Below are 18,657 nucleotides of genomic sequence, written 5' to 3'. Positions count from 1 at the left end.
ATTTTCCATCATCCCTCTAGCTATATTTAAACAGTTAGCAATTTCTGTTTTCTTCAAATAGTCCATTATAAAAACCTCCAAATAATTTATAGTTATTTGGACATAATTATAACACATATGTATTAAATTAATAACGTTTTTTTATTTATACTTACCAAACAGAACATTATTCAGCAACCTCAGCATTCTCTTTTCCTCACGCTTTTTTTCGTTTTTCCTGAACAACTTTTTTCCGTTGATTCATCATAGCGAATCAACTCATAAACACCAATCAGTTGATCAAGCCTTTATAGAATCAGCATCTTCAAACGTCTGTATCAACCGCAAATAAATTTCCTTTACCATCAGCTTCTCAAAGCAACTATACCTCTTTTTTGACTTTTCAATAAAAAAAAACAACGAATAACTCTCGTTGTTTTTTACCAGGTTATAAACTATACCTTTATATTTCTAATCCAACCATCTGGTGCAGCTACATCACCAAACTGAATACCTGTCAGCTCATCATAGAGTTTTTGCGTCACTGGTCCAACCTCTGTCTCGCTATAAAACACATGGAAATCATCATACGTTTGAATTCCGCCGATAGGTGAAATCACAGCTGCTGTTCCACAAGCTCCAGCTTCTTTAAATTTGTCCAAAGAATCTAGATAAACATCTTCTTCTACCGCTTCCATCCCTAGATTGTGTTCGGCTAGGTAAAGCAACGAATACTTAGTGATACTTGGTAAAATTGATGGGGATAATGGTGTTATAAAACGATTATCTTTCGTAATCCCGAAGAAATTGGCTGAACCGACTTCCTCAATTTTTGTATGTGTGGCAGGATCAAGATAGATACAATCTGAAAAACTTTTTTCTCTGGCTTCTTCTCCTGGCAATAAACTCGCCGCATAGTTTCCACCCACTTTAATGGCTCCAGTTCCTTGGGGGGCTGCTCGGTCATAGTCAGAAACGATAAAGTTTGTAGGTGTTAGACCGCCTTTAAAATAAGCACCTACTGGCATGCAGAAAACAGTAAAAAGATACTCAGGTGCTGGATGAACACCAATACCTTCACCAACCCCAATCAACAATGGCCGAATGTACAACGTACCGCCGCTGCCATAAGGAGGAACAAATGCTTCATTTGCTTTTACTACTTCCTCTACCGCTTGAATAAACTTCTCCTCTGGAACTTCAGCCATCAACAAGCGTCTAGCACTGCGATTCATTCGTTTAGAATTTTCATCCACTCTAAATAAATTAATTGATCCATCTTTACAGCGATATGCTTTTAAACCTTCGAAACATTGCTGTCCGTAATGTAAAGCTGCTGATCCTTCATGAATGTGCAAGGTGCTATCTTCCGTCAATTCCCCTTCATCCCACTTACCATCTTTCCAAGTTGAAATGTAACGAAATGGTGTTTTTATATAGTCAAAGCCTAATTTATCCCACTCTATTGTCATGTAATCACTCCTTATTTTCAGAATATTGTAACATATTTCCAATGGAATTGTTAAGCTTTTTAAATAAATAATAACATCTTTTCTCAAATTCAAGTATAATAGTAAGATAACCATAGTTAAAAAAGAAAGGTGAGATTTCCTTGTTTATTATTGGACAATCTGGATCAAGTAAAACCCTTGAAAGCACTTTAGATTCTACCCTTGATATAAAAGTTGCTACTGAAAAAAAAGTCAATGCCCTTCAGCGGTTTTGGAATGATATTAATTGGGATCAAATATTAGCAACGTTGATTGAAAAAACAATTTATCTCCTATTTCTAATTTTACTTTTTGGCATTCTAAATCGTGTAGGTAAAGCTCTTATTGACCGTACTTATGGGAATTATAGTAAGAAACAAACATTAAGTGAGAGTCGTTTAAAAACATTACATACATTAATCATTAACGCTTTTCAGTATACCTTATTCTTCTTTTTCATCTATTCCTTACTGACAATAATAGGTGTTCCTGTTGGCTCGCTGTTAGCTGGAGCGGGTATTGCTGGTGTTGCGATTGGTTTAGGTGCACAAGGATTTATGAATGATATTATTACAGGTTTTTTTATCATTTTAGAACAACAAATGGATGTTGGAGACTATATTCGTTTAACCACATTAGGCATTGAAGGAATAGTCACTGCAGTTGGTCTTCGAACCACACAAATGAAAGCATTGGATGGAACTGTTCATTTTATTCCTAATCGTAATATCACCACTATCAGTAACCTTTCACGGTCAAATATGCAAGTTTTGATCGATGTTCGGATTATGCCAGATGAAGGATATGATGAGATTATTTCTATTCTTGATCATGTTAATCAAGAATTAAAAGAAAAATTCACAGAAACTATTCAAACAGGTCCAACAATTTTTGGTATGGTGGATCTTGGGAACGGTAACTTCGCTGTCCGAACAACTATGTATGTCTTAAATGGTAAACAACAAATAATTAGAGAAGAATTTTTAGCTCAATATGTTAAACGATTATCTGAGGCAAATTTTACCATTCCAAACACACCAATCACATTAAAATAAAAAAACGATCCAGGTCATTTCAAAAAGATCTGGATCGTTTTTTTATTTATCTAATGATTTTAAAAAGCTACTAATATATTTCACAGCAAACGGTATGGCTTCCTCTTTTGGATTAAACTGAGCTGAATGTAGACCGTACTGACTATCTACCCCTAACCAAAACATTGTTCCCGGGACTTTAGATAATAAATAGCCAAAATCCTCACCAGTCATCGCTACTTCTGCTTCTTTGAAATCAACGCTTGATTCTTGCTTCATAAAAGCGATGAAATTTTCTGTTGTTTCTTTGTTATTAATCACTGGAAGGTAGCCTTTTTGATCTAAAAAGACATCTACTTCACAATTGAAAGACTTAGCAATTCCTTCACCAATTTCTTTGATTCTGATTTGTGTTAACTGATTCATCTCTTCAGTTAGTGTACGAATCGTACCAGAAATTTTTGCTTCACCAGCTATAACATTCGTTGCGGTTCCAGCATTGAATGTTCCAAAAGTAACAACAGCTCCTTCCACTGGATTGACATTTCGACTGACGATCGTTTGTGCTTGCTGAACTAAACTCATCCCTGCAACGATCATATCATTTGAATCATGAGGAAAAGCAGCATGTCCGCCTTTTCCTTTTAGAGTGATTTGAACTTCGCACGTTGCAGCAAATAATGTTCCAACTCTTGTAGCCACCGTACCAACAGGTAAGTCTGGATTTACATGTAAAGCATAAAATTCATCCGGCAACCAAGAACCAAATGATCCCGCTTCATACATTAACATACCACCTGCTTCATTTTCCTCTGCAGGTTGAAAAAGAAATAGATAATTATTTTTCGGTTGTTCTAATGTCAATTGTTCTAACAAACCTAAACCAATCGTCATATGAAAATCATGACCACATGCATGCATATAACCCGTATGAATCGATTGAAAATCAGAAACAACTTCTTCTGTTATTGGCAACCCATCAATATCTGACCGCCATCCAATGGTTTTTTCAGGAGAGTTCCCGCCAACGAACACTAAAATTCCAGTCTTCCACGTTTTTATTTCTATATAATGTTTATCAATTGAACGGATTATTTCCAACAATCTTTTTTGCGTTTTTTCTTCTTCTAGGCCAATTTCCGGTATTTGGTGCAACTCTCTACGAATCTCTATTAATCGTTCTTGAATCACTATACATCTACCTCTTTTCTATTTTCCTTATGACTTATTGTTAAATAAAAAAACGCTTCTGTCAATCCATCGTTAGAAAAATCAGTCCAATTTTTAGCATAGCATCACTCTTTCGCATATGAAAAAATGCTAGCCCAAGTTAATTATTCTTTATAAATCATTTTAGATTTTTTTCACAGTAAAATAAACCTAACCAATTCTGAGATCGGTTAAGTCTATTTCACTTATTTCATAATATCAATCAAATCTTTTTTAGAAGCAGCTGACGCTGGCATATAACTAAACACAACACCAATCAAAATGGAAATACCTACAGCTAATCCAATCGTAAATAAGTCTGGACGTACTGCAAATGGTAAGAATACAGATGCAATCACCCCTAGCATCATCCCCAATAAATAACCAATTAGTCCACCTAGCAAAGTCAACGTTAACCCCTCTGCCAAAAATTGCTTTCTTATATCTTTTTCTGTTGCGCCAAGTGCACGACGAATTCCAATTTCTTTTGTCCGCTCCGAAACAGAAATATACATCATATTCATAACACCCACGCCAGCAATAAATAATGAAATTCCTGCTACAGCTGAAATAAACAATGTAAGATTATCTAGAATGCTTCCTATCTGATCTATATCTGACTTAGGGTTATATCGTTCATATTCTCCAGCATTTCTCAAACTTCCATTAAAATTAAGCTGCTTCAAAACCTCTGCAACCACCGTTTTTTTGTTCTCACCGGCTTCAACTTCTATATCCAAGATCGCTTGGCTTTTCGGTTTATTATAATAGCGATCATAACTCTTTATTGGGAAATAAGCCAAGGCTCCTTCATTCTCCATTGACAATGTTCCGCTTTCGCTAGAAGAAACGCCAACGACAGTGAATAATTCATTGGATACATCAAAGCCTTTTCCTATAGCATTATCCGTATCACCATATAGTTTTTGAGCTAAAATTTCGTCAATCACAACTACTTTATTTAACGTCTCACTGTCTTTAGGTTCAATTTGACGACCAACTAATAAGTTTACTGTGGTTTTTTCAACACGTTCTATTTTTTTTGTTAGCTTTTTACCACGAATGTGTATTTCTACTTGTCGCTCTGTCACTTTATTTTTTGTTTTATAAAAATCAGCTTTTTTTACACCAGTCACATTTTTTATTAAATCAAAATCACTTTTTTTAAAGACCTCATTTTCAGCAAATGCATTCGACACATCATAATAATTAAAAATGATATTGCTAACATTTTCATTGGTGTTAGTCATTGACATTTTATTAATCATATCTCTTTTAAATCCGTTACCAATAGACACAATCGTGATGACAGAAGCAATGCCAATAATAATACCAAACATTGTTAAAAAACTACGTTTTTTGTTTTTTAAAATTGATTTCAATGCTGTCTTCCAAATAATGAAATTCTTCATTTAATCAACTCCTCTTCTACTATCACTCCATCTTTCACCCGTATCAAACGATCACAATATGAAACCATTTCTGGGTTATGGGTAACTAGAATAATCGTTACACCTTCTTGTCTATTCAAATCTTGAAATAACTGCATAATATCTTCAGATGTATTTGAATCCAATGCTCCTGTCGGTTCATCAGCTATAATGAATCTAGGGGAATTTACAATTGCTCTGGCAATCGCTATCCTTTGTTGTTGGCCACCAGAAAGCTGTTTTGGATATTTATTTCCTTTATCTGCTAAACCAACTTTTTCTAATACATCATGAACTCGTTCTTTCGTGTTTGTGTAAACAGAACCATTATATAATAAAGGCAATTCTATATTTTCAAATACTGTATTATTTTCGATCAGACTAAAATTTTGAAAAACGAATCCAACTGACTTATTTCTAATAGCGGAAAGCTCTTTGTCCGAAAAATCTGTGATCTCTTTTCCCTCAAACAAATATTTCCCTTCAAATTTTTTATCAATGAAACCAATCAAATTGATCAGCGTTGATTTTCCTGAGCCTGAAGGTCCCATAACTGCAACGAACTCTTTTTCTTTGATTTCAAAATTAATATTTTTTAAAACATGTAGTTTTTCTTCTTCCAGTGAGTAATATTTATTGATATTTTCTAGTTTAATCATTTTCAATCACCTGCACTTCAGCATCATTGGTTAATGCTTCATCTGGATTACTAATGATTTTTTCTCCTTTTGAAACACCTGATGCTACACTTATCCCACCATTTTTTTCAATTATTTTCACATCAGTCTTTGTTGCTCGACCATTTTTGTAGACATAAACAAACGTTTTTTTATCCTTGGTTACAACAGCTTTTTTAGGCAGCGTCAGTTGGGGTTGTTCTAACGAAACTTGGACGGAAGAGCCATACGCCCACGAAAAATTACCATCTACAATAAATTCGTAAGTAGGAATCTCTGAGTCACTATTGCCTTTTGATTTAGGTAGTTGGTTGATGCTACTAATTTTTCCTTGCGCTCTTTCGCTAGACCCTATTGAAGTAACACTAACTTCTTGACCAATTTCCAACTTATTCAAATCATATTCTGTAACTGTTCCTTTGATTTGCTTGGTCTTACTTAAAACTTGTATTAAAGGGACTTCTAGGGATTTTTTCCCCGCTTCATTGACCATCGCCACTCCATCCATCGATGCATTGACACTAGACGAAATTTTCCCTTGTTCCGATTCCAATGCAGCAGCTTCGTCATTGACCTCTGTATAGGCTAAATCGAGAGCTTGTTGCGCTTGAATGACTTCATTGTTTATACTTGTAACTTCCGTTTTTTGTTGTTCTACTTTTCCCTTTAACTCCTCTTTTTTCTCAGGATCTATTTCATGTTCAAACTGTGATCTACTTTGATTCAAACTTGCTTGTGCTTCGTTGTAGCGTGTTTGTGCCCGATTTAAATTTTGAGCGGCTTGTTGAGCTGACAAGTTACTTTTATTAACTGTTCGTTGCTGTTGATCCGCTCTATTTTGTGCTTCACTATTTTGATAATTTAGTAAAACATCTCCGTTCTTAACTTCTTGCTCATGTTTAACTGGAATAGCTGCAATGTTTCCTAACGTCTGATCGTAGAAAACATCTTCCGTCTGTGTAGCTTTGACCTCACCTTTTAAAAGAAGAGGATCTAGCGTTTCTAAAGTAAATGCATTATATTTTGGCTCATCATTTTTAGAAGAAGGAAAAAACAAAAAATAACTTCCTATACTTATACCAATCAAAATACCGCCAATCACAAATTTCATTTTTTTACTTTTCATACTAATTTTTCCTCCTATTTTATCTATATAACTGATTATAGCTAGGAATAATCTTACTGAAAATTGAATAGGCAAGGATTTTTCTTACATATTTGAAAGTTTAATATAACGTTTGGACAAAAAAAGAATGAACTAAAACTATTTAAAAGTTTTAATTCATTCTTTCATTTAATATAACAGAACAATGAAGATAATGGATTATAATTTACGTAGTTCGTCCATCATATTCGTTTTTCCTTTGGTTTTTTCATCAATATCTTTGATTTTTCTGGCAGGTACACCTGCAACAACTGTATGGGGTGCAACATCGTCAACCACAATCGCTCCTGCTGCAACAACTGCACCTTCGCCTACTCGTATACCTTCTAAAACAACAGCATTCGCTCCAATTAAAACATTGTCTTCTATTACGACAGGTTCTGCACTTGGTGGTTCAATAACACCTGCAAGAACGGTTCCTGCACCAATATGGCAGTTTTTACCTACAGTCGCACGACCACCTAAAATAGCACCCATATCAATCATCGTGCCGTCTCCAATGACAGCACCGATATTAATTACAGCACCCATCATAATAACTGCATTGTCACCGATTTCAACTTGATCTCGGATGATAGCTCCTGGTTCGATTCGAGCGTTGATCTCTTTAATATCCAACATTGGAATTGCGGAATTGCGAGCGTCATTCTCAACAACATAATCGATTATGTTTTCTTTGTTTTCTTCTAGAAAAGCTTTAATTACTTTCCACTCACCAAAAAGTGTTCCTGTTTTACAATTAGTAAATGCTTGAATATCATCAGGAAAAGTAACTTCTTTTAACTTTCCTTTTAAGGTAACTTTTACTGGTGTTTTTTTCTCGGCATTCCCAATGTAACTAATGATTTCATATGCGTCCATCGAATAACTCCCTTCAATTTGCAGCAGCCAAACAAAATAGTTTAACAGCTTATTGTACAATTTAACTCTTGTTTCTTAGCTTATCAAAAATCCAGAAAATAGTGAATGTATAACAAAAAATCAAATCACTTTCATCTCTTTAGAGTCTCTATCCGATTTTGGCTGAATAGTATTCTTTCGTTCTAATTCATGTGCCATATGATTGATTGCTTTTAGCAGTTCTTTGCGCGTAATAATACCTTTAAACCGTTGATTATCATCTACAACAGGTAAAAACGAAGCATCTACCAATAAATGAAGTACATCTTCTAATTCCCATTTTTCACCAATTACAGGAACATTTACCTCCATCACATCAGCTACAGTAAAATCCTTTAGCTTTTCAAAATCAACAGATGTAATATCGAACATTTTATCAACAACATCAGATAAACTGATCAAGCCAACAAAACGATCACCTTTATCTAAAACAGGGATTTTCGAATATTTCACTTGAGATAATACCAATAAAGCATGGCTTAACGGATTCAAACACATCACATTTGCCACATTTTCAGCAGGTATTAAAAAAGTTTCTTCTTTTTCTAATAATAAATCTTTTACAGCAGATCCAATCATTGGAGTGCCTCCATTTCATTTTCTTTGCCACAACTATCATTGTACAGAAAACGAATGCAAATGTCTTTAAATTCAAACTTTTTTCATAACTCTTAAAAAAAATTAAGATTTACACTTACTTTCTTCATTCGTTGAATTTAAATCAATTAAAGGGTCTTTAACACAACTCTTTGAGTTCTATCTAGACCCTTGAAATACAGATTAATTTCGGTAAACAAGCTCTTACCACGTTACGTTTCAAATATAAATCAATGTTTTTCGAATCTAAAGTGCAGTTCTTTGACAGGCTTATGATCACGTCCGTAGTATTGAATAATAAATTCATCTTTTGTACTTTCAATCACAGCATAAGATTTCAATTGAATCGGTCCTCTAGGTTGACTTATACTTCCAGGATTCAAATAAAGAACATTTGCGTGTACTTCGCAACCAATTTCGTGAGTATGACCAAATAACACGATTGTAGCTTTAACTTCTGCCGCTTGCAAAGCTATTCTATCCAGACCGAAGCGAACATTCGCTAAATGACCATGTGTCATGAAAATGGTGTCCAAACCGTTCTTTTCTACGATTGTTTCAGGAAAGTCAGAATCATAATCACAATTACCTTTAACAACGATGAACTCATTCCACAACACATCGGTTGGTTCTAGTTCTGAATCACCGCAATGAAACATTTTATCAACGTTTCCCCGATAGGTTTCAACTAAGTCTACTAAGACTTCACGATCCCCATGATTATCACTTACTACTAGATACTTCATGTAAATCCTCCTATTTATTCAACCAATTTTCCCATTGATTTCTAAGTTTTGCTACAGCTTGTCCTCTATGACTTATTTTATTTTTACGGTCATCTGACAGTTCTGCGGCTGTTTTTTGCTCTTCTGGTACAAAAAATAGTGGATCATAGCCAAATCCGTTATCCCCACGAGGGATTGTCCCAATCTCACCTGACCATTCACCTTCTACCACTAAACTTTCTTTATTAGGAGCAGCAAAAACAAGGGTACAATGAAAAGTAGCTGTTCGTTTTTCTTTCGGAACCCCCGTTAACTCATGCAGTAATTTCGCATTATTCGCCGCATTATTCGTTGGTTTACCAGCGAATCGTGCAGAAAAAATTCCCGGCATGCCATCCAAGGCATCAACAATCAATCCTGAATCATCTGCTAAAACGGGCTGTTTTAAGATATTAGCAATCGTTTCGGCTTTTAAGCGCGCATTTTCTTCGAATGTTTGGCCTGTTTCCTCAACATCAGGTAGTTCAGGATAATCTAATAATGTTTTTACTTGATACCCTTTTTCAGCAAAAATTTTCTTAAACTCTTTAGCTTTTCCTGGGTTTCTAGTAGCAATAACGATTGTATTCTCATCTGAAGTATAATTATTTTCCATAGACAGATTCATTAATGCCTCTTTTTGATAGGCAATCAAATGCTCGATTCCTGTTTTCCCATAAAATAATAATGCATTTAGCTCATCACCTGAAAATGTTGCTTCTTCTCCTGTTCCTTGCAGCTCAACAAAATTACCTGATTCAGTCATCACTAAATTCATATCGACAGCGGCTGCAGAATCCTCTTTATAATCTAAATCAAGAACGCACTCGCCTTCACTTAATATTCCAACACTAACTGCCGCCAAGTATTCTTTAATTGGATTTTCTTGTAAATCACCTTTTTGAAGCATTTTATCAACTGCGATTTTCATAGCAACAAATGCTCCAGTAATACTTGCTGTTCGAGTGCCCCCGTCCGCTTGCACAACGTCACAGTCAACGATAATACTACGTTCTCCTAATTTTTTCAAATCAATTACTGCTCTAAGTGAACGTCCGATTAAGCGTTGAATCTCCATTGTTCTGCCAGTCAGTTTTCCTTTAGCACTTTCTCGGATATTTCTTGTGTTAGTAGCTCTTGGCAACATACTATATTCAGCTGTTACCCAACCAGTTCCCTCACCTCTTAAAAATGGTGGCACTTTTTCTTCCACGGTTGCAGAACAAATAACTTTAGTATCTCCAAAAGAAATCACTACTGACCCTTCTGGGTGTTTATAAACATTCGTTTCTATAGTAATTTTTCTCAATTCTTTTACTTGTCTACCATCATGTCTGACCATGTTTCATTCCTCCTAATCGAACCTGTTCAACTGTGATTGTTTCTAAATCCAACCAATCATTAGCAATGGCTTTAAACATTTTTTTAGAACCCGTTGTATAAAATTCATTTGCTTTATTTTTATGTTCTGGAGTATTTGCAATATCAAAATAATCCAACAACATGCTAACCTCACTAACTGTTTCAGCACCCGAATCAATCAATTTCACTTCATTTCCCATAACATTTTGAATCAATGGGCGTAATAATGGATAATGTGTACAGCCTAAAATCAATGTATCCAGCTTCTTCAGTAATAATGGGTTTAGTGTCTCTGAAACTACTTTTTTAGCTACAGAGGAGTGAAACTCATTACTTTCAACAATGGGAACAAATTTTGGGCAAGCTAAACTAGAAACAAATGTTTTCGGCGCTTTATTTTTCAAAGCAATTTCATAGGCACCGCTTTTGATCGTTCCAGCAGTCCCAATTATACCCACACGGTTATTTTTCGTTGCTTTTAAAGCCGCTCTAGTTCCTGGTAAAATGACACCAACGACTGGTATATCCAACTGAGATTTGATTTCTTCTAACGCTACAGCTGTAGCTGTATTACACGCAATCACTAACATTTTAATCTTTTTTTCTAAAAGAAAATTACTCATTTCCCAAGTGAATTGAACGACTTGTTCCGCAGGCCTAGGCCCATATGGACACCTTGCAGTATCTCCAAGATAAATCAACCGTTCATTAGGTAATTGTCGTAATGCTTCTTTAACAACCGTAAGTCCACCGACTCCGGAATCTATAAATCCTATCGCTTCATGATTATTCAACTCAATCAAACCTTTACAGTATTTTTTCAACACTCTTATTTTCTACTTTTTAGTATTATTTTTCAAGTTTTATTAACCCTCTTTTATCATTATATCATTCTTTTATTCAGGATTATCCTATTTGCTGAAAGCTTTTATACTTGCTTTTCTCTTTCTTCAAAAAAAACTAGTAATCTTATTTTTCTTATGTTATAATTTCTAACATTAACAAACGAATAGATTTATGATGATAGGATTAATTATAAGAGATAATTGTTTTTATATTATGAAAATAAGATTGTTGCTTAATCTAAATAAACAACTGTGTAAAAGGAAACCCCTTAAATTTTAAACCTTATCATACATAGTCAAATATCGCTTTAAAATTTCCGTTTATCCTCTCTCATTCAATTTGACATTACCAATTAAAAAAAACGATGTGATAAAACTATACATAAAGGAGAAAAATTATGATTTCATTGGAACATGTAAACAAGTTTTTTGGAGACCATCATGTATTAAAAGATATCTCTCTGAACGTCGAAGAAGGTGAAAAGATTGTGATTATCGGCCCTTCTGGTTCTGGTAAAAGCACCTTAATTCGATGTATCAACGGTTTAGAAAAAGTCAGTGATGGTAATATCTATGTAGATGGCATCGATATTACCAAACCTAAGGCTCCAATTCAAAAAGTTCGACAAAAAGCGGCAATGGTTTTCCAAAGTTTTAACTTATATGCCCACAAAACAATTATTCAAAATCTTACCTTAGCACCCATCAAAGTTAAAGGCGTTAGTAAAGAAGAAGCAACAAAAACTGGAATGGAGTACTTAGAAAGAGTTGGGTTAGCTGATAAAGCAAATGCATATCCTGCTCAACTTTCTGGCGGCCAACAACAACGTGTAGCGATCGCCAGAGCTTTAAATATGCATCCAGAAATCATTCTTTTTGATGAGCCAACTTCGGCACTTGATCCGGAAATGATTCAAGAAGTATTAGATGTTATGGTTGATTTATCTAAACAAAACATCACCATGATTTGTGTAACCCATGAAATGGGCTTTGCAAGGCAAGTTGCTGACAAAGTGATTTTTATGGATAATGGTCAAATCATCGAAACAGGAACACCTGAACATTTCTTTACCAGCACTGAAAATGACCGTGCAAAAGAGTTTCTAAGCAAAATCATTCATAACTAACAATTTGATTCCATCAAACAACACACTATTTACAAGGAGGAATTTTTAATGAAAAAAACAAAAAAATTTATAGGCACACTCACTCTCACTCTATTGCTAGGATTGATGGTAGGTTGCAGCAGCGAAAACGATAAAAAATCTGATTCATCTACTGATAATAAATCAACTAGTATCAAAAAAATCAAAGATTCTGGAGTGATTAAAGTTGGGATTAAGGAAGATGTACCAAACTTCGGCTATATGAATCCAGATACAAATAAAAACGAAGGGATGGAACCAGACATCGCCCGTTTGATTGCCAAAGAATTGACTGGCAGTGAAGATAATGTAGAGTTCATTGGTGTCACTGCTAAAACTCGTGGACCATTATTGGATAATGGCGAATTAGATATGGTGATCGCTACTTTTACAATCACAGACGAACGCAAAGAAACTTATAACTTTACAACGCCTTATTACAAAGACGAAGTTGGTTTCTTAGTAAGAAAAGCAGATAAATTCAAAGATACCGCAAGCTTAGATGGAAAGACTATTGGAGTTGTTCAATCTTCAACAACAAAAGAAGCAATTGAGAAACAGGCAAAAAAATTAGGTGTTTCTTTCAAATACCAAGAACTTGGTTCTTATCCTGAACTGAAAACCGCCTTAACTTCAAAAAGAATTGATGCCTTTTCTGTTGATAAATCTATTCTAACAGGTTACGTAGATGATAAAACTGAAATTCTTAAAGATGGTTTCTCCCCTCAAGAATATGGTATCGCTACAAAAAAAGCGAATACAGAATTAAATGATTATTTGAATGAATTGATAAAAAAATGGGAACAAGATGGCACATTAGATAAAATTTACAAAGCATGGAATCTAGATTAAGGCTTCTTGATTTTATATTTTGTTCAGATTTAGGAGGATATTAGATGTTCATTATAGCGAATGCAGGCCCTTTTGCACTCTATCGATGGGAAGCATTATTGAAAGACTGGAAACTCTTCGGTGACGCTTTTCTGTATACGATTCTTTTAGCCGTTGGTTCGCTGGTCGTTGCAATGCTTTTAGGTATTTTCTTTGGTAGTCTATCAGCGTTGAACAACAAGCTGCTGAATATAGTTAGCCGTGTTTATGTTGAATTTTTTCAGAATACACCGCTGTTGATTCAGTTTATTGTAGTGTATTATGGTTTTCCTTTAATAAGTCCTGCATTGACTTTTTCAACAACTACGATTGCTATTATTTGCGTTGGAGTTTATCATGGCGCATACATTTCGGAAGTTGTCCGTTCTGGAATTGGAGCAGTTCCTAAAGGTCAGTTTGAAGCGGCTTATTCACAAGGTTTTTCTTATGGCGATACGATGCGATATATTATTTTACCTCAGGCATGGCGAATTATGTTGCCTCCTTTGACAAATCAGATTGTCAATTTGATTAAAAACACGTCTACCGTTGCGATCATCTCTGGTGCTGATATCATGTTTACGGCAAACAGTTGGTCTTCCATTAATTTAAACTATATTCCCGCTTTTGCTACAGCAGGATTCCTTTACTTTATTCTATGCTTCCCGCTAGCTAAATTGGCTCGAAGAATGGAAGAAAACAATAAGAAAGCATATACCAGATAGGAGGACGCAACAATGTCTTTTTCAGAACAAATACATCAACTTTTGACCGGCAATAATTTGCGTTTTTTATTTGACGGTTTAAAGCTTACTCTTTATATTTCTTTTGTGTCAATTGTTTTAAGTACAATTTTCGGAACAATTCTTGCTGTTCTACGCAACCAAAAGAAAGGACCTTTAAAATTTTTATCTAGTCTATACATTGAAGTTGTACGGAACATCCCTAATTTGTTGTGGATTTACGTGATTTTCTTGATATTTAAAATCAAATCAACTCCTGCAGGTATCGTTAGTTTCACTGTTTTCACTACGGCCGCCTTGGCAGAAATTATTCGAGGTGGTTTGAATGGTGTAGATAAAGGTCAAAAAGAAGCAGCTCGTTCGCAAGGTTTTAGCAATTTTCAAATCCTTGTGTATATTGTTTTGCCACAGGCGATTCGCAATGTTTTACCTGCGATCGTTTCTCAATTCGTGACCGTCATCAAAGATACTAGCTTCTTGTATTCGGTTATCGCTTTACAAGAGTTATTTGGAAAATCGTATATCTTGATGGGACGTTACGCCCAAACGGAACAGGTTTTTATGATTTACGGATTGGTTGCTTTAATGTATTTCGTCATTAATTTTTCTATTTCTCAATTTTCTAGATGGCTATCTCGAAACTGGGCATAAGAAATAAATAAAATCCACGAGCTTTCAGTTAAGAAAGTTCGTGGATTTTTTATTATCTAATCGTTACATCAAATTGCTCAACTAACGCTTTTTCCACCTTTTCAAGTGATTTATTGATCTCTTCGTCGACTAACGTTGCCTCAGCATTCACAAAAGTCAAACTGTAAGCCATTGATTTTTTACCTTCAGCGATATTCTCACCTTGGTAAACATCAAATAGACGGATAGACTGTAAGAATTTTCCAGCATATTTAGAAATCGTTCCAGCTAATTCTTGATTCGTTACTGATTCATCAACAAGTAAGGCGATGTCTCTAGAAATTGCCGGGAATTTTGAAACTTGCTGATACACTAAAGGAGTATTTTCTTCTTCAATGATCGCTTGGAGATTTAATTCAGCAACATAGGTTTCTGGAATCTCGTACTCTTTGGCGATTGTTGGGTGAACTTGACCAATAAAGCCAATAACAGTTGCATTCAGTTTTACTGAAGCCGTTCTACCTGGATGTAATTCTTTGATTTCTTTTGTGCCTTCATAGGAAATCTTATCAGCGATACCAACAGATTCAAATAATACATCCAGCATTCCTTTGATTGTATAAAAATCAACAGGTGTTTCTTTCGTTTGCCAATCTTTTACCACTGTGTTTCCAGAAAGAACAAGTCCTAAATGATTTTCTTCATAAGGCAGGTCTTTCTTAGGATCTTTATCTTGATAGAACACTCGTCCGATCTCATAAAGAGCAACATTTGTATTTTTACGAGCTACATTATAAGCAACATCGTCTAACAAACCTGAAATCAAGTTCATTCTTAAAACAGAACGTTCTTCACTCATCGGCCATTGTAGAGTTGTTGTTAGACTTTCTCTCATCATGAATTGACGAGACTTTTCTTCTGTTGTCAAGGCGTAGCTAATGGCTTCACTTGCGCCACAGCCTTCTAACAAGCCTTTAACTTTGCGAACTAATAGTTGTCCATTTGTTAGACTACCAGCGACTGTCTCACCTTTTGGCAACGTGGATGGCAAATTGTCATATCCATAAATACGTGCAACCTCTTCAATCAAATCAGCTTCGATTGTGATATCCCAACGTCTATGAGGAACTGTAACAACATACTTCTCCTCGTTGACTGTGTATGAGAAACCTAATGTTTCAAAAATTTCACTAACAGTTGCTTGATCTAATTCAGTGCCTAAATAATCATTGATTCTTGAAAGTGTCACAGCAACTTTAACGTCTTCCAACTTTATTTCAGAACCAACACTTTTGCCAGAAACGACTGTTCCACCAGCTAATGTAGCAATCATGGCAGCAGCAACATCACCTGCTTCTCCAATAGTTGCATGATTGATGCCTTTTTCAAATCTACTAGAAGATTCACTACGTAAATTAAATTCTTTGGATGTTCTACGAACAGATAAAGAATCAAATAATGCTGATTCCAATGCAACCGTAGTTGTTCCGTCAGTAATTTCTGAATCCTCACCGCCCATTACTCCTGCTAAAGCAACTGGGATTGACCCATTTGTAATTACAATGTTCTCTTCAGAAACTTTTCTTGTTTCTCCATCTAAAGTGACTAGTTCTTCTCCGTGTTTTCCACGTCTTACTAAAATATTTTTACTTTCTAACTTATCATAATCAAAGGCATGTAACGGCTGTCCAAATAATAAAAGAATGTAGTTCGTTACGTCAACTACGTTATTAATCGGACGAATGCCTTCATTCATTAAACGATTTTGCAGCCATAATGGACTTTCAGCTACTTTAACGTCTTTGATCACTCTGATTTGATACGCTGGTACATCTTTTTTATCTTCTACTTCTACAGATACATAATCAGCAGCAGTTTCACTCGTATCTTCTACTAAAATTTCATCATTAAATTTAGGCGTTTGACGATAGATTGCCCCTACTTCATAAGCAACTCCGCGCATACTTAATGCATCTGCGCGATTTGGCGTGATAGACAACTCAATAATATGATCATCCATGTCTAAATACGGAAAAACATCATTGCCATTCACTGCTTCTTCAGGCATATAATAAATACCTTCGGAATATATTTTAGGAATCACGTTATCTGAATAACCTAATTCTTGTAAGGAACAAATCATTCCATTTGAGACTTCGCCTCTCATTTTTCCTTTTTTAATTTTTTGGTTACCAGTAATTCTAGAACCAGGTAACGCCACGATCACTTTGATTCCAGCTTTTACATTTGGCGCACCACAAACGATTTGCGATAATTCTTCTTCTCCAATGTCTACCTGACAAATCGATAAATGATCTGAATCAGGATGAGGAACACATTCTTTAACCTCTCCTACGACTATTTTCTTCAAGCCTTCTTCTGGTACTTCCACCCCTTCAACTTCAATACCTGTCAAAGACATTTGGTCGGATAATTCTTTTGCAGAAATTTTTGAAAGATCTAAATATTCACTTAACCATTTATAAGAAACTAACATTGTCGATTACTCCTTTACCTTGAACTGATTTAAGAAACGCAAGTCATTTTGATAGAAATTACGAATATCATTGACACCATAACGTAACATCGCCACACGATCCGGACCTAATCCAAAGGCAAAACCACTGTACTCGTTTGGATCAATCCCTGACATTTTCAAAACATCCGGATGAACCATACCAGCACCTAGAATTTCGATCCAGCCCGTTTGTTTACATACATTACAACCTGATCCACCACACTTGAAACAACTAACATCAACTTCAACGGATGGTTCAGTAAATGGAAAATAACTTGGACGTAGACGGATTTTACGATCTTCACCAAACATTTTTTTCATGACAACTTCTAATGTACCTTTAAGGTCGCCCATTGTTATGTTTTTATCGATAACTAAGCCTTCGATTTGATGGAATTGATGACTATGTGTTGCGTCATCAGTATCTCTACGAAACACTTTCCCAGGAGAAACCATGCGCAATGCACCTTTTGAAAAATCATGTTTTTCCATTGTTCTAGCTTGAACAGGTGATGTATGAGTGCGAATCAAAATCTCATCTGAAATATAAAATGTATCTTGCATATCACGGGCTGGGTGATCTTTAGGTAAATTCATTCGTTCAAAATTATAATGATCAGACTCAACTTCATAACCTTCAACAATTTGATAGCCCATACCTACAAAAATATCTTCGATTTCTTCCATTACTTGTGATAACACATGACGAGTTCCATGACTCATTTGCTTTCCTGGCAAAGTCACATCTATGGTTTCTTGGTCTAGTGCCGCATTTAAGGCAGCTGTTTCTAAGACTTCTTTACGTCCTTCAAGAGCTTCAGTCAATAGATCACGAATCTCATTTGCAAAGCTTCCTACTATAGGACGCTCTTCAGCAGATAAGTCTTTCATCCCTCTCAACACTTCTGTAATCGGACCTTTTTTACCTAAGGTTTCTACTCTGATTTGGTTTAAGGCTTTAAGATCAGCCACATTTTCAATATTAGCTAATGTCTCATCTCTTAATGCTTCTAATTGAGCTTTTAATGTCATTTTTCTATTCCTTTCTTATATATGTTTAATGGAATTGAATTGTTTTAAGTGCGAATCTTGCTTTTATCTTTCAGTCAACGTGTGGACAAAATAAAAAACGATAGCCCGCTCCTTTATAAAGGAACGAGCTATCGTGTTACCATCCTACTTCATGACAAAAAATCATGCACTCAATTCTTATAACGGCTTTCACCGGTCTGCTCTCTCTAGAACAAACAAACTCCGGAAGTGAATTTCATTTTTCGATTACGTAATCTGTTTGCAGTC

Annotated in this window: 17 protein-coding genes; 5 read left to right on the top strand and 12 right to left on the bottom strand. The window is 35.3% G+C overall.

Annotation, left to right across the window (positions count from 1 at the left end; all coding sequences use genetic code 11):
- Nucleotides 1–434 precede the first annotated feature (434 nt).
- Nucleotides 435–1,451 carry a branched-chain amino acid aminotransferase gene (locus BCR23_RS04385; RefSeq protein ID WP_069634276.1) on the bottom strand — a complete coding sequence of 339 codons (1,017 nt, stop codon included), beginning with the start codon at nucleotides 1,449–1,451 and terminating at the stop codon, nucleotides 435–437.
- Between the two features lie 140 nt (nucleotides 1,452–1,591).
- On the opposite strand from BCR23_RS04385, the gene BCR23_RS04380 reads away from it, so the two are divergent.
- Complete coding sequence (locus BCR23_RS04380) at nucleotides 1,592–2,524, top strand: mechanosensitive ion channel family protein (RefSeq protein WP_069634275.1); 933 nt, start codon at nucleotides 1,592–1,594, stop codon at nucleotides 2,522–2,524.
- A 42-nt stretch (nucleotides 2,525–2,566) separates the two neighbouring features.
- Here the strand turns inward: BCR23_RS04380 and BCR23_RS04375 are convergent, their stop codons facing one another.
- The 9 genes from BCR23_RS04375 to racE form a co-directional block, all read right to left on the bottom strand.
- Nucleotides 2,567–3,694 carry an N-acetyldiaminopimelate deacetylase gene (locus BCR23_RS04375; RefSeq protein ID WP_069634274.1) on the bottom strand — a complete coding sequence of 376 codons (1,128 nt, stop codon included), beginning with the start codon at nucleotides 3,692–3,694 and terminating at the stop codon, nucleotides 2,567–2,569.
- Nucleotides 3,695–3,918: 224 nt separating this feature from the next.
- Nucleotides 3,919–5,124, bottom strand: a complete 1,206-nt coding sequence (locus BCR23_RS04370) for an ABC transporter permease (RefSeq protein WP_069634273.1) — start codon at nucleotides 5,122–5,124, stop codon at nucleotides 3,919–3,921.
- Nucleotides 5,121–5,801 (bottom strand): ABC transporter ATP-binding protein, encoded by a 681-nt coding sequence (locus tag BCR23_RS04365; RefSeq protein WP_069634272.1) that lies wholly within the window; start codon nucleotides 5,799–5,801, stop codon nucleotides 5,121–5,123. Before BCR23_RS04365 ends, BCR23_RS04370 begins: the two co-directional genes overlap by 4 nt.
- Nucleotides 5,794–6,945, bottom strand: a complete 1,152-nt coding sequence (locus BCR23_RS04360) for an efflux RND transporter periplasmic adaptor subunit (protein ID WP_069634271.1) — start codon at nucleotides 6,943–6,945, stop codon at nucleotides 5,794–5,796. The genes BCR23_RS04365 and BCR23_RS04360 overlap by 8 nt, the downstream gene beginning before the upstream one ends.
- A gap of 198 nt (nucleotides 6,946–7,143) precedes the next feature.
- The gene (dapD, locus tag BCR23_RS04355; protein ID WP_069634270.1) at nucleotides 7,144–7,845 is read right to left on the bottom strand and encodes a 2,3,4,5-tetrahydropyridine-2,6-dicarboxylate N-acetyltransferase; all 702 of its coding nucleotides are present in this window, start codon (nucleotides 7,843–7,845) and stop codon (nucleotides 7,144–7,146) included.
- Between the two features lie 120 nt (nucleotides 7,846–7,965).
- A complete protein-coding gene (gene cbpB / locus BCR23_RS04350) occupies nucleotides 7,966–8,463 on the bottom strand; it encodes a cyclic-di-AMP-binding protein CbpB (protein ID WP_069634269.1) in 498 nt (165 codons plus the stop codon).
- A gap of 248 nt (nucleotides 8,464–8,711) precedes the next feature.
- Complete coding sequence (locus BCR23_RS04345; protein ID WP_069634268.1) at nucleotides 8,712–9,227, bottom strand: metallophosphoesterase; 516 nt, start codon at nucleotides 9,225–9,227, stop codon at nucleotides 8,712–8,714.
- A 10-nt stretch (nucleotides 9,228–9,237) separates the two neighbouring features.
- A complete protein-coding gene (gene rph / locus BCR23_RS04340; RefSeq protein ID WP_069634267.1) occupies nucleotides 9,238–10,587 on the bottom strand; it encodes a ribonuclease PH in 1,350 nt (449 codons plus the stop codon).
- Nucleotides 10,574–11,407, bottom strand: coding sequence for a glutamate racemase (gene racE, locus BCR23_RS04335; protein WP_069634279.1), 834 nt, complete (start codon nucleotides 11,405–11,407; stop codon nucleotides 10,574–10,576). Before racE ends, rph begins: the two co-directional genes overlap by 14 nt.
- A gap of 443 nt (nucleotides 11,408–11,850) precedes the next feature.
- Here racE and BCR23_RS04330 point away from each other — a divergent pair, with 443 nt between their 5' ends.
- Genes BCR23_RS04330 through BCR23_RS04315 form a run of 4 tightly spaced genes read left to right on the top strand, consistent with a single transcriptional unit; the run spans nucleotide 11,851 to nucleotide 14,861 of the window.
- Nucleotides 11,851–12,579, top strand: a complete 729-nt coding sequence (locus tag BCR23_RS04330; RefSeq protein WP_069634266.1) for an amino acid ABC transporter ATP-binding protein — start codon at nucleotides 11,851–11,853, stop codon at nucleotides 12,577–12,579.
- A gap of 48 nt (nucleotides 12,580–12,627) precedes the next feature.
- Complete coding sequence (locus BCR23_RS04325) at nucleotides 12,628–13,449, top strand: transporter substrate-binding domain-containing protein (RefSeq protein WP_069634265.1); 822 nt, start codon at nucleotides 12,628–12,630, stop codon at nucleotides 13,447–13,449.
- Nucleotides 13,450–13,493: 44 nt separating this feature from the next.
- Nucleotides 13,494–14,192: an amino acid ABC transporter permease gene (locus BCR23_RS04320; protein ID WP_069634264.1), complete on the top strand. Its 699-nt coding sequence runs from the start codon at nucleotides 13,494–13,496 to the stop codon at nucleotides 14,190–14,192.
- Between the two features lie 12 nt (nucleotides 14,193–14,204).
- On the top strand, nucleotides 14,205–14,861 hold the full coding sequence (locus BCR23_RS04315; protein WP_141706693.1) for an amino acid ABC transporter permease: 657 nt from the start codon (nucleotides 14,205–14,207) through the stop codon (nucleotides 14,859–14,861).
- 52 nt (nucleotides 14,862–14,913) lie between these two features.
- Here BCR23_RS04315 and pheT read toward each other — a convergent pair whose 3' ends face one another.
- Both pheT and pheS read right to left on the bottom strand, forming a co-directional pair.
- Entirely contained in the window at nucleotides 14,914–17,337 is a 2,424-nt protein-coding gene (gene pheT / locus BCR23_RS04310; RefSeq protein ID WP_069634263.1) for a phenylalanine--tRNA ligase subunit beta, read from the bottom strand.
- Between the two features lie 6 nt (nucleotides 17,338–17,343).
- The gene (pheS, locus tag BCR23_RS04305; protein ID WP_069634262.1) at nucleotides 17,344–18,390 is read right to left on the bottom strand and encodes a phenylalanine--tRNA ligase subunit alpha; all 1,047 of its coding nucleotides are present in this window, start codon (nucleotides 18,388–18,390) and stop codon (nucleotides 17,344–17,346) included.
- Between the last annotated feature and the right edge of the window lie 267 nt (nucleotides 18,391–18,657).

The sequence above is a fragment of the Enterococcus quebecensis genome (assembly GCF_001730365.1).
Taxonomy (GTDB): Bacteria; Bacillota; Bacilli; order Lactobacillales; family Enterococcaceae; genus Enterococcus_L; species Enterococcus_L quebecensis.
This window is presented reverse-complemented; position numbering and strand designations above follow the sequence as displayed.